The organism is Cutibacterium namnetense, assembly GCF_001642025.1.
GTDB classification, from domain to species: Bacteria; Actinomycetota; Actinomycetes; order Propionibacteriales; family Propionibacteriaceae; genus Cutibacterium; species Cutibacterium namnetense.
The window spans coordinates 38,559-52,328 of the sequence record NZ_LWHO01000008.1 but is presented as its reverse complement, the minus strand read 5'-3'; the positions used below and the strand labels follow the sequence as shown (position 1 = coordinate 52,328).

General features: G+C 61.3%; 11 protein-coding genes, 1 pseudogene and 1 riboswitch. Of the genes and pseudogenes, 10 read left to right on the top strand and 2 right to left on the bottom strand.

Annotation, left to right across the window (positions count from 1 at the left end):
- Positions 1-26 precede the first annotated feature (26 nt).
- Positions 27-989, bottom strand: coding sequence for a MetQ/NlpA family ABC transporter substrate-binding protein (locus tag A5483_RS08385; RefSeq protein ID WP_063811546.1), 963 nt, complete (start codon positions 987-989; stop codon positions 27-29).
- A 451-nt stretch (positions 990-1,440) separates the two neighbouring features.
- Here A5483_RS08385 and pcrA point away from each other — a divergent pair, with 451 nt between their 5' ends.
- Entirely contained in the window at positions 1,441-3,873 is a 2,433-nt protein-coding gene (gene pcrA, locus A5483_RS08380) for a DNA helicase PcrA (RefSeq protein ID WP_063811545.1), read from the top strand.
- On the opposite strand, the pseudogene A5483_RS11490 reads toward pcrA, so the two are convergent.
- Positions 3,830-4,107, bottom strand: a pseudogene (locus A5483_RS11490) (hypothetical protein). The gene pcrA and the pseudogene A5483_RS11490 overlap by 44 nt on opposite strands.
- On the opposite strand from A5483_RS11490, the gene sucC reads away from it, so the two are divergent.
- The 9 genes from sucC to purH all read left to right on the top strand — a co-directional run bounded on the left by sucC (position 4,087) and on the right by purH (position 13,760).
- Positions 4,087-5,262, top strand: a complete 1,176-nt coding sequence (sucC, locus tag A5483_RS08375) for an ADP-forming succinate--CoA ligase subunit beta (RefSeq protein ID WP_002549868.1) — start codon at positions 4,087-4,089, stop codon at positions 5,260-5,262. The pseudogene A5483_RS11490 and the gene sucC overlap by 21 nt on opposite strands.
- A 3-nt stretch (positions 5,263-5,265) precedes the next feature.
- Positions 5,266-6,159 carry a succinate--CoA ligase subunit alpha gene (sucD, locus tag A5483_RS08370; RefSeq protein WP_003866512.1) on the top strand — a complete coding sequence of 298 codons (894 nt, stop codon included), beginning with the start codon at positions 5,266-5,268 and terminating at the stop codon, positions 6,157-6,159.
- A 148-nt stretch (positions 6,160-6,307) separates the two neighbouring features.
- Complete coding sequence (locus A5483_RS08365) at positions 6,308-7,798, top strand: cell division protein PerM (protein ID WP_063811543.1); 1,491 nt, start codon at positions 6,308-6,310, stop codon at positions 7,796-7,798.
- Positions 7,799-7,956: 158 nt separating this feature from the next.
- A riboswitch (FMN riboswitch) is annotated at positions 7,957-8,087 on the top strand.
- Between the two features lie 77 nt (positions 8,088-8,164).
- Entirely contained in the window at positions 8,165-9,160 is a 996-nt protein-coding gene (gene ribD, locus A5483_RS08360) for a bifunctional diaminohydroxyphosphoribosylaminopyrimidine deaminase/5-amino-6-(5-phosphoribosylamino)uracil reductase RibD (protein WP_063811541.1), read from the top strand.
- On the top strand, positions 9,153-9,767 hold the full coding sequence (locus A5483_RS08355) for a riboflavin synthase (protein WP_063811539.1): 615 nt from the start codon (positions 9,153-9,155) through the stop codon (positions 9,765-9,767). The genes ribD and A5483_RS08355 overlap by 8 nt, the downstream gene beginning before the upstream one ends.
- A complete protein-coding gene (ribB, locus tag A5483_RS08350; protein WP_063811537.1) occupies positions 9,761-11,068 on the top strand; it encodes a 3,4-dihydroxy-2-butanone-4-phosphate synthase in 1,308 nt (435 codons plus the stop codon). Before A5483_RS08355 ends, ribB begins: the two co-directional genes overlap by 7 nt.
- Complete coding sequence (gene ribH / locus A5483_RS08345; protein WP_002549935.1) at positions 11,065-11,565, top strand: 6,7-dimethyl-8-ribityllumazine synthase; 501 nt, start codon at positions 11,065-11,067, stop codon at positions 11,563-11,565. Before ribB ends, ribH begins: the two co-directional genes overlap by 4 nt.
- Positions 11,566-11,589: 24 nt before the next feature.
- Positions 11,590-12,213: a phosphoribosylglycinamide formyltransferase gene (gene purN, locus A5483_RS08340; protein ID WP_002549876.1), complete on the top strand. Its 624-nt coding sequence runs from the start codon at positions 11,590-11,592 to the stop codon at positions 12,211-12,213.
- On the top strand, positions 12,210-13,760 hold the full coding sequence (gene purH, locus A5483_RS08335) for a bifunctional phosphoribosylaminoimidazolecarboxamide formyltransferase/IMP cyclohydrolase (protein WP_063811535.1): 1,551 nt from the start codon (positions 12,210-12,212) through the stop codon (positions 13,758-13,760). Before purN ends, purH begins: the two co-directional genes overlap by 4 nt.
- Positions 13,761-13,770 lie beyond the last annotated feature (10 nt).

Below are 13,770 nucleotides of genomic sequence, written 5' to 3'. Positions count from 1 at the left end.
AGGCCTCACTGGAAATCGGATGCGGATCAGGAATTCGACTTTTTGATGTTGGTAGTTAGGTCGCTGAGGATGTTGTCCAAATCGGCCTTGGGGCGGTCGGAGGCAATCTTGGCGGTCCCGCCAGACTGCTTGACGATGGCCTTTTTGACGTCGGGGTCGGACCACAGCTTGGCGACCTTCTGATAGGTCGGGTTGTTCTTGTCAGCGTCCTTGACCGCGATGATGTTGAGGTACGGATCGGCCGACTTTCCGGTGGCGTCATCGTGGTAGAGAACCTTGCTGCGGTCCAGCCCGGCGTCCGTGGCGAAGTTGTTATTGACGACGGCACCGTCGACGCCCTCGAGGGAGGCGGCAGTTTGGGCTGCATCGATCGCCTTAACCTTCACCTTGGACTGGTTGGCGAGGACATCGGCGGGGGTGGATAGCGCCGAACCGCTTCCCCGTAATTTCACCAGGCCAGCCTCCTGCAACACCAGCAGGGCACGCCCCTGATTGGCGGCATCATTAGGGATGGCGATAGTGGCTCCGGTCGGCAGCTGGGAGAGCCGCTGGTACTTCTTTGAGTAGATATTCAGCGGGACGACGTAGGTTGCAGCTAGCGCGGTGATGTTGTCGTTATTTTTGGCGTCGTAATCAGCCAGGAAGAGCAGGTGCTGGAAGGCGTTGAGATCGATCTGTCCCTGGGACAGCGCCACGTTAGGCTGGGTGTAGTCGTTGAAGCTGACAACTTCGATGTTGATGCCCTCGGCTGCGGCCTTCTTCTTGATGACGTTCCAGTAATCGTTGGCTGCTTCAGTCGTGCCGATCTTGACGGTCGTCTTGCCATCGGCTGCGAAGTCATGCCCAGTGTTCTTGGCTATCGCGAAGACAATGCCCGCGATAATCGCAAGCGTAACGATGATCGCCCCGATGATGAGGCCGGTGTGGTGTCCTCCGGGCTTGTCGGGAAGTGCCTCGGGGGTGGGGGCTGAGGATACAGGTGTACTCATGGTAGGTCTCCTGTGAAATGTCGCAGACAGGTGTGGCGAACGATCATCGATCGTGGGTGGGATCGTTCGGAGGTATGCCGGTATGCGTAGCGACGCAGTTATCGGCATAGATCGACCACTGGCTTAAACCAGTGGGAGAAAAGGGCGGAAGTCCTGCCGGTGGAGATTAACCCGCCGTCAGCAGGTGCCGAGCATTCGCAGGTAGCACGAGCGGCACATCATCATCGAGGCCGCACGAGGGTCGGCGTCGATGGTGTGGCTGAAGGCCGCAGTCATGGTGGTGCTCCTGGATTCGATGACGACCGTAATCGGGTCGAATTGCCCTCGAATCTAGGGCCTTCAAGGATGGCTGTCAATACGGGAGCAGCTGTCTTGCTCTGTGAGCGTGGCATGGGTTGTGCCACCTGTGCGCCGCCGAGGACGGTGGTGGGCCGGTAGGCTGTGAGTCGCCATGACGACACCGGATCTATTTTCGTTTTTCGAATCGGCTCATGAGAGACGCAGCCCCGTTGAACCAGGGGTTTTGCCGACCTATGCCCCCACGACGGCCGGGGCAGCTTCTTGTGCTGACTTGTTGGCCGACCTCAACGGGCCCCAGCGTGAGGCTGTGCTGCACTCCGGCTCGCCGGTCCTCGTTGTCGCTGGTGCAGGTTCGGGAAAGACGAGAGTTCTAACGCGGCGTATCGCTCATTTAGTTGGGGAGCGAGGCGTTCATCCTGGATCGATTTTGGCTATTACCTTCACCAATAAGGCGGCGGCCGAGATGAAGGCCCGCGTCGTTGACTTGGTAGGAAATCGCGCTAAACCGATGTGGGTATCAACCTTTCATTCTGCTGCGGTGAGAATGTTACGCGCCGACATTGATCGTCTGGACATTTCGCGCAATTTTTCGATCTATGACGATGCTGATGCCAAAAGGCTCATTACTCTAGTTACCCGCGACAAAAATTTGGATCCTAAGAAATTTCAGCCGCGCGCTATCATGAACTGGATTTCAAATCAAAAAAACGAGCTCATTGCGCCAGATCAGGCGGTGGCGACTGCTCGTAGCGGAAATGATCGCACAAATGCCGAAGTCTATGGTGAGTATCAGCGTAGGCTTCGAGCTGCTAATGCGTTAGATTTCGATGACCTTATTATGTGTACCGTCACCATGTTAAGGCGGTTCCCTGAGGTTCGCGAGCAGTATCGACGCCGATTTCGGCACGTCCTCGTTGATGAGTATCAGGATACTAACACCGCCCAGTATCAGTTCATTCGTGAGCTGTGTGGAGATGATGCACCTGGAGCGACTGACGGCGCTCCGAGCGTCGATTCGCCAGAGCTTATGGTGGTTGGTGATTCAGATCAGTCGATCTACGCATTTCGGGGCGCGACAATCCGCAACATTATTGACTTTGAGAAGGATTTTCCGGGAGCTAGGACGATCCTGCTGGAGCAGAATTATCGCTCGACTCAGACGATTCTTACCGCCGCAAATAACCTCATTAAGGTGAACCCAAATCGTCTTGACAAGAACCTGTGGACCGACCAAGGTGATGGCGATAATATCGTCGGATATGTCGCCGATACCGACCATGATGAGGCTGCCTGGGTAGCCCGACGTATCGACGAGCTCGTCGATGAGGGGCGTACCAGCTACGGGCAGGTGGCCGTCTTTTATCGCACCAACGCCCAGTCGAGGGCCTTTGAGGATGTCTTCATTCGCACCGGCCTGCCCTACCGCGTCGTTGGCGGTGTGAAATTCTACGAGCGCAAAGAAGTTCGGGATGCCGTCAGTTACCTGCGCGCGATCGCTAACCCCTCTGATGACGTTTCCCTGCGACGTATCCTCAATACTCCCCGCCGTGGCATCGGGGCGCGGGCCGAGGCAGCTGTCGACATGTTTGCCACGGCGCGCCGGATTAGCTTCTGGGAAGCCCTGAAACGGATCGACGAGATTGATGGTCTAGCAACCAGATCGGTCAATCAGATTCGAGCGTTCGTCAGCCTCATGGACGACCACATCGCCATGGTGGAGCAGGGAAAACGAGCTGACGAGATCGCCAGTTCGATCCTCAAGGAATCCGGCTACATCGACGAACTGGAGAACTCCAAAGACCCGCAGGATGAGACGAGGCTAGAAAACCTCGTCGAGCTTGTTTCGGTGTCTCAGGAGTTTGTCGCTAGAGTCCATGCCGTCGATATTGACGAGGCCGAGCAAGGTGACGTCGAAGACCTCGAGTTGTCTGGTGACGACTCTTTATCGGCGTTCCTGGAACAGATCGCCTTGGTGGCCGATTCCGATCAGGTGCCAGCCGACTCCGATGGAGTTGTCACTCTCATGACCTTGCATACCGCAAAAGGTCTGGAGTTCGACACGGTCTTCATTACTGGGTTTGAGGATGGCGTCTTCCCTCACATGAGGTCCCTCGCTGACGCCACCGAACTGTCCGAGGAGAGGCGACTTGCCTATGTCGGTATCACTCGCGCTCGCAAACGGTTGTTTTTGTCGCGGGCTGCTGTGCGCACGATGTGGGGCCAACCTCAGTACAACCCGCCGAGCCGATTTATCGACGAGATCCCCAAGCGCCTTATTGACTGGGAGAGAATCGGTCAGGCCTCGGTGGGATGGTCAACTTCAGCCAGTGGCCGCTCGCAATCAGCACGCGGATCTCTTCGTGACGACACTGCGGCCTTCGGCTCTGGGCGAGGGCCATCAAGCGCGCCCAAAGGACGCACCCTCTCGCTGTCAGTAGGGGACAAAGTGCTTCACTCGACTTTCGGGTTGGGAACCGTTAAGGCCACGTCTGGCCAGGGCGACAACGCTAAGGCTGATGTCGACTTCGGTTCGGCAGGGCTCAAGCGGTTGGCGTTGAGGTTCGCCCCGCTGGAGAAGCTGTGACGGCTTTGTTAGACCCTGCTGGAGGCGAGATCGCTCGACGTCGTGAGATCGGGTGGGCATCGGAGCGTTGGGGTTGTTAGTCTGTTCTCGGTGGGCAAACGACCAGCTGCGTCCGCTTCGCTGTGAACGTTCTTGTGCTGTGAAGTCGGGACAGCTATCGTCGCCCAGTTTCTGGCCCGTTAACGGCCGGTTGACTCGCAGAGTGGAGAGATTGTGGACCTGTACGAATACCAAGCCCGCGACTTGTTCGAGAAGCACGGGGTACCTGTGCTTCGAGGCATCGTCGCGGAGACACCAGAGCAGGCGTCCGAGGCTGCAGCGAAGCTCGGTACCCCCGTGGTCGCCGTCAAGGCGCAGGTCAAGGTGGGTGGCCGTGGCAAGGCCGGCGGTGTGAAGATCGCCAAGTCCCCTCAGGAGGCGGCCGAGCACGCCAAGGCCATCCTGGGTATGGACATCAAGGGTCACACCGTTCGCAAGGTGATGATTGCTGAAGGTGCTGACATTGCCGAGGAGTACTACTTCTCGATCCTGCTCGACCGTGGGGAGCGTCGCTATCTGGCGATGTGCTCGCGCGAGGGCGGCATGGACATCGAGACCCTCGCTAAGGAGCGCCCTGAAGCCCTTGCCAAAGTGCCGGTTGATCCGATTGACGGTATCGACGACGCCAAGGCCCGCGAGATCCTCAGCGAGGCCGGGTTCCCCGAGTCTGAGCAGGAGGCCATCGTCGCGGCCGTTGTCAAGCTGTGGGAGACCTACCGTGATGAGGACGCCACCCTCGTTGAGGTCAACCCGATGATCAAGACCGGTGACGGACGCATCCTTGCAATCGACGGCAAAATGACCGTCGACAACAACGCGTCTTTCCGTCAGCCCGACCACGCCGCCTTGGTGGATCGCGCCACCACCGATCCGCTCGAGTTGCGTGCGGGTGAGCTCGGTCTCAACTACGTCAAGCTCGACGGTAACGTCGGCGTTATCGGAAACGGTGCCGGCCTGGTCATGAGCACCCTGGACTGCGTCGCCTACGCCGGTGAGGAATTTCCGGGATCTCCGGCTCCCGCCAACTTCCTCGACATCGGTGGCGGTGCCTCAGCAGAGATTATGGCCAATGGCCTTGATCTCATCATGAGTGACGAGCAGGTGCGTTCCGTGTTCGTCAACGTCTTCGGTGGTATCACTGCCTGTGACCAGGTGGCGCTTGGTATTAAGGGTGCTCTCGAGAAATTGGGCGAGAAAGCCACTAAGCCGCTCGTAGTCCGTCTGGACGGAAACTCTGTGGCCGAAGGCCGCAAGATTCTTGAGGAACTCAACCACCCGCTCGTGACCATGGTCTCGACCATGGACGAGGCCGCCAGCAAGGCCGCCGAGCTCGCATCCAAGGAGGCCTGAGACATGGCGATCATTCTCGACCAGAACTCCAAGATCATCGTCCAGGGCATGACCGGCTCGGAGGGCATGAAGCACACCCAGCGCATGCTCGACTCCGGTGCCGCAGTTGTCGGTGGCGTCAACCCGCGCAAGGCCGGTACGACCGTTGACTTTAATGGTGGCGCTACCGTCCCGGTCTACGGCAGCGTCAAGGAGGCCGTCGAGGCCACCGGCGCGAATGTGTCCGTCATTTTCGTGCCGGCGAAGTTCACCAAGTCGGCGGTTATGGAGGCCGTTGAGGCCGAGATGCCGTTGGTGGTCTGCATCACCGAGGGCGTACCGGTCAAGGACACTGCGGAGTTCTTTACCGCCGCCCAGCGTTCCGGCAAGACCCGCATCATCGGCCCGAACTGTCCGGGAATCATCAGCCCTGGAAAGTCCAACGCCGGCATCGTCCCGGCCGACATCACTGGTCCCGGTCACGTGGGCCTGGTATCGAAGTCGGGCACCCTGACCTACCAGCTCATGTACGAAGTGCGTGACCTAGGTATCTCGACGGCGATCGGCATCGGTGGTGACCCGATCATCGGTACCACCCACATCGATGCTCTGCAGGCCTTCCAGGACGACCCGGAGACCGACATCATCGTCATGATTGGTGAGATCGGTGGTGACGCTGAGGAGCGTGCCGCCAAGTACATCTCCGAGCACATCACTAAGCCAGTTGTTGCGTACGTAGCTGGATTCACTGCTCCTGAGGGCAAGACGATGGGCCATGCCGGTGCCATCGTGTCTGGGTCCTCGGGTACCGCGGCCGCCAAGAAAGAGGCCCTTGAGGCCGTTGGGGTTCGCGTCGGCAAGACCCCGACCGAGACCGCTCGGCTGGCGCACGAGGCAATGGACTCCCTCAAGAAGTGACGCCCTGATCGTCTGAATGCACGGAGCCCGGTCCCAGGTGGGGCCGGGTTCCTGCGTTGCGAGGCCGCTGCTGTGGTAGCCGAAATAGTTGTTGGTGGAAGGTAGGGTTCCCTATGACTTCCTTTCCCGAACCGAACAGGATCCCCACATGGTCAGATCAGGCTCGACATCGACCTCGGCTCGGTTCGTCATCGAGTCCTCTGAGGACGACGAGTCCCGAGAACCGCGTGTGCCCTGGCCGTGGCCAGTCGTCGTCCTAGTGGCTGCGGCAGCAGCAATCCTGGTGCAATGGCTCGGTTTTGCCGCAGTTATCGTTCCGGAATGGCTTGCCAGTAACGGACGCTCATTCCCCAGCATCTTGGCAGCAGCGTCGAGTCTGTGGCTGAGCGGGCATGGGGTGCCCGTTGACATCATTGGGGTGCACATTGGCCTCATACCGCTTGGTCTCACCTGCATGAGCCTGCTACTCGGTGAAGAAGCTTGTCGGTACGGTGTGAGCGTTCTATGGCACCGGCACGATAAAAGACCGGCACGTCGACATGTCGGTGAGGCGATAGCCCTCCACACCACAGTTGAACTGCTAGCGGCGGCCATGATGGCGGCTGACGCAGCGACCACCCATTGGCTGGCCGCGATGGTTGGGGCATTGCTCATGGGACTGTGTTCAGGGTTCGTCGGGGCGTGTCGTGGTGCTCGCATCAATCCGTTCAGCCGGTTACCACGCTGGGCCCGAGGATTGCCGAGCGCCATCGGGTCAACTGTCGCTATATGTCTGGCTGGCGGATCAGGGGCGCTTGCCGTGTCGCTGGTGGTACATGCAGATCGGGTTATTCATCTGCACCAGCAGTTGGGTGCCACCGGCTGGGGCGGGCTGTGCCTCATCCTCGTGCAGTTGGCATGGTTGCCGACCGTGGCGCTGTGGGGCACTGCCTGGACGATGGGCCCAGGCTTCGCTTTCGGCACCGGAACCTTCGTATCCCCGCTGGGAACCCACGTCGGTATTGTCCCGGCTCTTCCGGTGCTTGGTGCCTTACCGTCTAACGGTCCGGTGAGCCTGGCGGCCTGTACATGGTTTGCGGTACCGATCGTCGCTGCGATTGTTGGTGGGATCCTTGCTATGAGGTCCCTACCGGAAGCCGGATTCGAGATCGGGTGCGGGCTCGGCGCTTTGTCTGGCCTGCTATCGGGGCTAGTGCTCGGCGTCTTGGGATTACTGAGTAGCGGAAGTCTGGGAGACGGGCGGCTGAGTGAGGTTGGCACGATCATGCCGGCTACCGTCGGGTGTGCCGTCGGCATCTTGACTTTGGTGACAATGCTGTGTGGTTTCGTTATCGGCCTAACGCGACGTTTGAGGTCCGAAGAGTCACGTCAGGAACGTGCGGAGCGTCGTCAGAAGCGCAAGAAGAACCACGCCGTCAAGGCCGAGGAAAAGGCTCGCAACCGGGCTGCCAAGAAGCAAACTAAAGCTGAGCAGAAGGCTGACAAGAAGGCGACCGTCGGGCGGGAAAATGAAGTCCGTCGGGGTAAATCTGCTACCGGGAAGCTGGTCGACGATGAGGCTGGCGGTCACGATGTCTACGATGCCATTCAAGATGACCAGGATGTCTCTGACAACGAGGACACCATTCACCGACCTTGAGCCATATATGGCAGTAATGAATCCGCCCCCTGGGTTTAAAAGCAGATGAAACGGATCCCTGACGTGTCTGGGGTGCCGTAGAAAAGGCAGTGCTCAGAGTTGCGGGTGGAGCGATGCTGTACGTCATGGCGAACGGGTGCATACTTAGCTGCAAGCACACGTGCTCCGGGGTCGGTGAAAGTCCGAACCGGCGGTGATAGTCCGCGACCCGAGCCGTCCTCGTGGCGGTGAGGTTGAACCGGTGAAATTCCGGTACCGACGGTTAAAGTCCGGATGGGAGGTAGCACGGCAAGTGGTTGGCGTTGTCGTCAACCACTGTGTGTCGTCCTTGCGCACCCCCGGAGCCGCAACGGCCCGGGAGGATGTATGGATCAGCGGTGGGACGACGCTATGACGCTCGCCTTGGATATGGCGGCGAACTCACCATGCCCAGATCCGAACCCGCGTGTCGGCTGCGTCCTTCTTGCCGAGGGCCGGGTGATAGGCCAAGGATGGCACCGCGGAGCGGGAACCCCGCACGCTGAGGTGGAAGCCCTGCGCCAAGCTGGTGACGAAGCCAGGGGGGCCACCGCTGTGGTCACCCTGGAGCCGTGCAACCACATCGGTCGCACAGGTCCGTGTAGCCATGCCCTGCGAGACGCCGGGATCGCGCGAGTCGTCATCGCCCAATCGGATCCCAACCCGGTGGCATCCGGGGGAGAACAGTGGCTGCGTTCCCACGGTGTTGAGGTGGTTACCGGGGTTCGTTGCGAGGAAGCCACAGCCCTCAATGCCGACTGGACCTTCAGCCAGATCCATCGCCGTCCCCGGGTGTGCTGGAAGTACGCTGCGAGCCTCGACGGACGCAGCGCTGCCCCTGACGGAACCAGTCAGTGGATCACCGGGGAAGAGGCCCGCCACCAGGTACAACTCGGGCGGGCTCGGTGCGGGGCGATTGTTGTCGGCACCGGAACCGCTTTGGCAGACGACCCGCGACTCACTGTCCGCCTTCCGGGAGTGACCCGCCAGCCGCTACGAGTCGTCGTGGGGTTACGAGGTCTTCCTGCCGATTGTCATCTGAGCGACAATTCGGCCCCAACCCTGCACATTGCCAGCCATGATCCTGCCGAGGTGCTCGACCTGTTATGGCACCGCGGTGTTCACCGCGTCTGGCTGGAGGGCGGACCACGACTGGCCGGGGCCTTCCTCGCGGCCGACTTGGTCGACGAGGTCATCGCCCACATGGCACCAATGATGTTGGGGGGCGGCCGGGCAGCCGTCGTCGACCCCACCGTCACCACCTTGTCCCAGGCGCACCACTTCGTCATCGACGACGTGACCCAGGCGGGCCCTGACATCCAGATCCACGCACACCATGAGTGAGGAGACCATGTTCACCGGAATCATCGAGGAAATCGGCGAGGTTCTCGCCATCGAGAAGGGACGGGACTCCGCTCGACTCACCATCCGCGGACCGCTGGTCTGCTCGGACGCTCGGCGGGGGTCGTCCATCGCCGTCAACGGCACCTGCCTGACGATCACCGACCTTAACGAGGTCTCCTTCGGCTGTGACGTCATGGCCGAGACTCTTAACCGAACCGCACTGGGGCGTCTAGCTCCAGGCAGCAGGGTCAACTTGGAGCGCCCGGTGTCAGTAGGGGATCGACTCGGCGGGCACATCGTCCAGGGGCACGTCGACGGGCTCGCCAAACTCGTCTCCCGCACTCCCGGAGACCACTGGGAGACATACCGATTCAGCTCCCCAGCCGCCTTATCGCGCTATATCGCCGAGAAGGGATCGATTGCGATCAACGGCACATCATTGACGATTAGCGCGGTAACCCCGGAGTGGTTTGAGGTAAGCCTCATTCCGGCGACCCTCACCGGAACCGTGTTGGGAGCGCTGTCGCCCGCAGATGAAGTCAACGTCGAGGTCGACGTCATCGCAAAGTACCTAGCGGCCCTGACGAACAAGGAGAGGTCATGCTGAACACCATCGAGGAGGCCCTGGCCGAGCTGCGTGCCGGAAAACCGGTGCTCGTCACCGACGATGCCGACCGGGAGAACGAAGGGGACGCCATCCTGGCCGCAGAACTCGCTGATCCGCGCTGGGTCGGCTGGATGGTGCGCCACACCTCCGGCTACTTGTGTGCACCCATGACCGAGGAAAGGGCCGACCAGCTCGGTCTGCCTCTCATGTGGCCGACCAGCCAGGACCCACTGCGTACCCGTTACACCGTTGCCGTCGACGCGGCTTGCGGCATCACGACCGGCATTGATGCCGCCCAGCGTGCTCGCACCGCCCGGGTGCTTGCTGATGCCACCTCCACGCCGACTGACCTTGTTCGGCCTGGCCACGTGCTGCCTCTGCGGGCCCGGGCCGGGGGAGTGTTGGAGAGGCGTGGCCACACCGAGGCTGCCGTCGACCTGGCGCGGTTGGCGGGGCTAGAACCGGTCGGTCTCATCGGTGAGCTCGTCGGAGATGACGGCATGTGCCTGCGTGCTGACGCCATTGCTGATCTGGCTTGTGCTGAGGGGCTGGCGTTCATCACGATCGATCAACTCGCCCAGTGGCGGCGGGTCCATGACACGGTCCTGGCCGCCCCGCCCCGGCGAGTGATGGCGCTGGCCAGCGCCCAATTACCGACCCGTTACGGTCACTTTACGATAGCTGGCTACCGGGACAACCTCACCGGGGCCGAGCATGTGCTGCTGGTAGGCGAGAAGGGAATCGACGCTGACGACGGTGGCCCGGCCTGGGTGAGGGTGCACTCGGAATGCCTCACTGGGGATGCCCTGGGCTCATTGCGCTGCGACTGTGGCGATCAGTTGGCGGCCGCCCAACGTCACGTCTGCCGTCATGGTGGGGCAATCATCCTGCTGCGTGGCCATGAGGGACGCGCTACTGGCCTGCTCAACAAGATTGCGGCCTACAGCGTCCAGGATGGCGGTCTGGACACCGTCGACGCCCAAACCCACCTCGGTTTGCCCGTTGATGCCCGCGAGTACGGGGCAGCCGTCGCAATTCTGGCCGATGTCGGCGTCACTAACGTCCGGCTACTTACGAACAACCCGGCCAAAGCTGAGGCCCTACGCGACGGGGGACTTGAGGTGACGATGTCCCCTCTGGAGACGTCGACTCGCCCTGAGGACGAGCGATACCTTCGCACGAAACGCGATCGGATGGGGCATGTGCTGGCGCTTGGCACCGGCCCCTTCGAGGCACTTACGCAGCCTGTGGCAGGTACTCCCGCCACACCCGCCGTCAGCATCAAAGGAGACCGCCCATGAGTTCACGCACCACCCTCGGCTCCGCCGTACCCGACCTCAGCGGCCTCAATGGCAGCGGTCTCAGGGTTGGCGTCGTCGCATCCCAGTGGCACGACGCCGTCATGACCGGGCTACTCGACGGTGCCTTGCGCGGACTGCGTGATTCCGGAGTGAGCGACCCCGTCGTCGTCCGGGTGCCAGGATCATTCGAGCTGCCGGTGGCCTGCGCCTCCTTAGCCGATCACTTTGACGCTCTCGTCGCCCTCGGAGTGGTCATCCGGGGAGGAACCCCGCACTTCGACTATGTCTGTGACGCCGCCACCCGTGGCATCACAGACGTCGCGGTGCGCACCAAGACCCCGATCGGTTTCGGCCTCCTCACCTGTGACGATGATGCCCAAGCCCTCGACCGTGCCGGACTCGAGGGATCCCACGAGGATAAGGGCTATGAGGCTGCCCAAGCGGCTATCGCTACCTTCACTGCGGTGTCCACTGTCCTTGCGTCTGGCTCATCGTAGACCCAGAGGGCCTAGGGTGGGGTCGTGACTTTTCGTGTCGTCGTCCTCGTCTCAGGCACCGGAACCCTGCTGCAGTCCCTCATCGACAACCTGCCCGAGCAGGTGAGCATCGTTGCCGTCGGCTCGGACCAGCCCGACGCTGTAGCTCTACAGCGGGCCCAGGCGGTCGGCATCCCGACCTTCGCCGAGCCGCTACCGCGCAGCGATGCGCAGACCACTATGCGCGCGGCCTGGGATGCTCGTCTGGCTGACGACGTCGCCCGTTTTGCCCCTGACTTAGTCGTGTGCGCCGGGTTTATGAAGTTGCTTGGACAGACCTTCCTGGACCGGTTCGGCGGACGCACCATCAACTCTCATCCAGCCCTGCTGCCGTCTTTCCCTGGAATTCACGGTCCCCGCGATGCTTTGGAATACGGGGTCAAAATTACCGGGGCTACCGTTTTTATGGTTGACGCCGGGGTCGACACCGGCCGAATCCTCGCCCAGCGGGCTGTACCCGTCCTGACCGATGACACTGTCGAGTCCCTTCACGAACGTATCAAGGTGGAGGAACGCGAGATGCTCGTCACGGTTGTCACAGAACTTGCCGGGGCCCGTCCCGGCATGGAAGAACTCGGCACCCAATCGTCCCGGAAGGATCCCCAGTGAGCGAACGTCAACCCATCCGTCGCGCCCTCGTCTCTGTCTACGACAAGTCCGGTCTTGACCGGTTGGCCAAGGCCCTTATCGACGCTCAGGTCGAGGTGATCTCGACTGGGTCAACCGCCAAAGAGCTGGCCTCTCACGGGGTGACGGTGACCGAGGTTAGTGAGATTACGGGATTCCCGGAGTGCCTCGACGGACGCGTCAAGACTCTGCACCCGAAGGTGCACGCCGGGCTCCTCGCCGACCGTCGCCTGGAGTCCCATCGTGACCAGCTGGCTGCTTTAGAGGTGAAGCCCTTCGACCTCGTCGTGTGCAATCTGTACCCCTTCTCTGAGACCGTGGCACGTGGGGGAGATTTCGACGAATGCATCGAGAAGATCGATATCGGTGGCCCCTCGATGGTTCGAGCAGCTGCTAAGAACCACGCCAGCGTCGCTGTCCTGACGAACCCGGACCAGTACGATGATCTTGCCCGGGCGCTGTCCGAAGGTGGATACACCATTGAGGAGCGTCGCGTTCTGGCTGCTCGCGCTTTCGCTCACACAGCTGCCTATGACGTGGCGGTGGCCGCCTGGTTCGCTGACCGCGATGGTGTCTCCGTTGAGGGAGTGCCGAGCTTTGTCGGCATGACCGGTGAGCTCATCCACCCGCTGCGCTATGGCGAGAACTCCCACCAAGCCGCCGCCGTTTACCAGAGCCCCGGGGAGCCAGGTCTGGCCGGCGCGCGTCAGCTCCACGGCAAGGCCATGAGCTACAACAACTATGTCGATACCAACTCGGCCCGTCGCGCCGCTTTCGACTTTGCCGAGCCGTGCGTCGCGGTCATCAAGCACTCCAATCCGTGTGGCATCGCTACCGGCTCCGACATCGCCGAAGCCCATCGCAAGGCTCACGCCTGTGACTCTCTGAGCGCCTTCGGCGGTGTCATCGCCACCAACCGACCTGTCAGCGTCAAGATGGCCGAACAAGTCGCCGAGATTTTCACCGAGGTTGTTGTCGCTCCCGGTTACGAGGACGGGGCCGTCGAGATCTTGTCTGGCAAGAAGAACATCCGGCTGCTGGAGGCCCCGGCGCCGAAGGCTGCTCGCTGGGAGCTGCGCCAGATTGACGGTGGCTTGCTGGCCATGGAAGCCGATGTCTTTCAGGCCGAGGGCGATGACCCGACCTGCTGGACTCTGGCCGCCGGTGATCCGGTTGACGACGTCACCTTGGCCGATCTCCTCTTCGCGTGGAAGGCATGCCGTTCGGTGAAGTCCAACGCCATCCTGCTGGCCCACGACGGCGCCTCGGTTGGCGTCGGTATGGGCCAGGTCAATCGCGTCGATTCCTGCCGTCTTGCGGTGGAGCGGGCTGGGGACCGAGCTGCCGGGTCGGTAGCTGCTTCCGATGCCTTCTTCCCCTTCGCCGACGGCCCCCAGGTACTTCTTGACGCCAACGTCAAAGCGATCGTTGAGCCGGGCGGATCGATCCGCGATGACGAGACCATTGAGGCTTGCCGCAAGGCCGGGGTTGCCCTTTATCTCACCGGAACGAGGCACTTTTTCCACTGATTGCAAGTTT

Bases quoted from the DNA above. Each gene is read 5' to 3' on its own strand.
- A5483_RS08385 (WP_063811546.1), bottom strand. From the start codon at position 989: ATGAGTACACCTGTATCCTCAGCCCCCACCCCCGAGGCACTTCCCGAC.
- pcrA (WP_063811545.1), top strand. From the start codon at position 1,441: ATGACGACACCGGATCTATTTTCGTTTTTCGAATCGGCTCATGAGAGA.
- sucD (WP_003866512.1), top strand. From the start codon at position 5,266: ATGGCGATCATTCTCGACCAGAACTCCAAGATCATCGTCCAGGGCATG.
- A5483_RS08365 (WP_063811543.1), top strand. From the start codon at position 6,308: ATGGTCAGATCAGGCTCGACATCGACCTCGGCTCGGTTCGTCATCGAG.
- ribD (WP_063811541.1), top strand. From the start codon at position 8,165: ATGGATCAGCGGTGGGACGACGCTATGACGCTCGCCTTGGATATGGCG.
- A5483_RS08355 (WP_063811539.1), top strand. From the start codon at position 9,153: ATGAGTGAGGAGACCATGTTCACCGGAATCATCGAGGAAATCGGCGAG.
- ribB (WP_063811537.1), top strand. From the start codon at position 9,761: ATGCTGAACACCATCGAGGAGGCCCTGGCCGAGCTGCGTGCCGGAAAA.
- ribH (WP_002549935.1), top strand. From the start codon at position 11,065: ATGAGTTCACGCACCACCCTCGGCTCCGCCGTACCCGACCTCAGCGGC.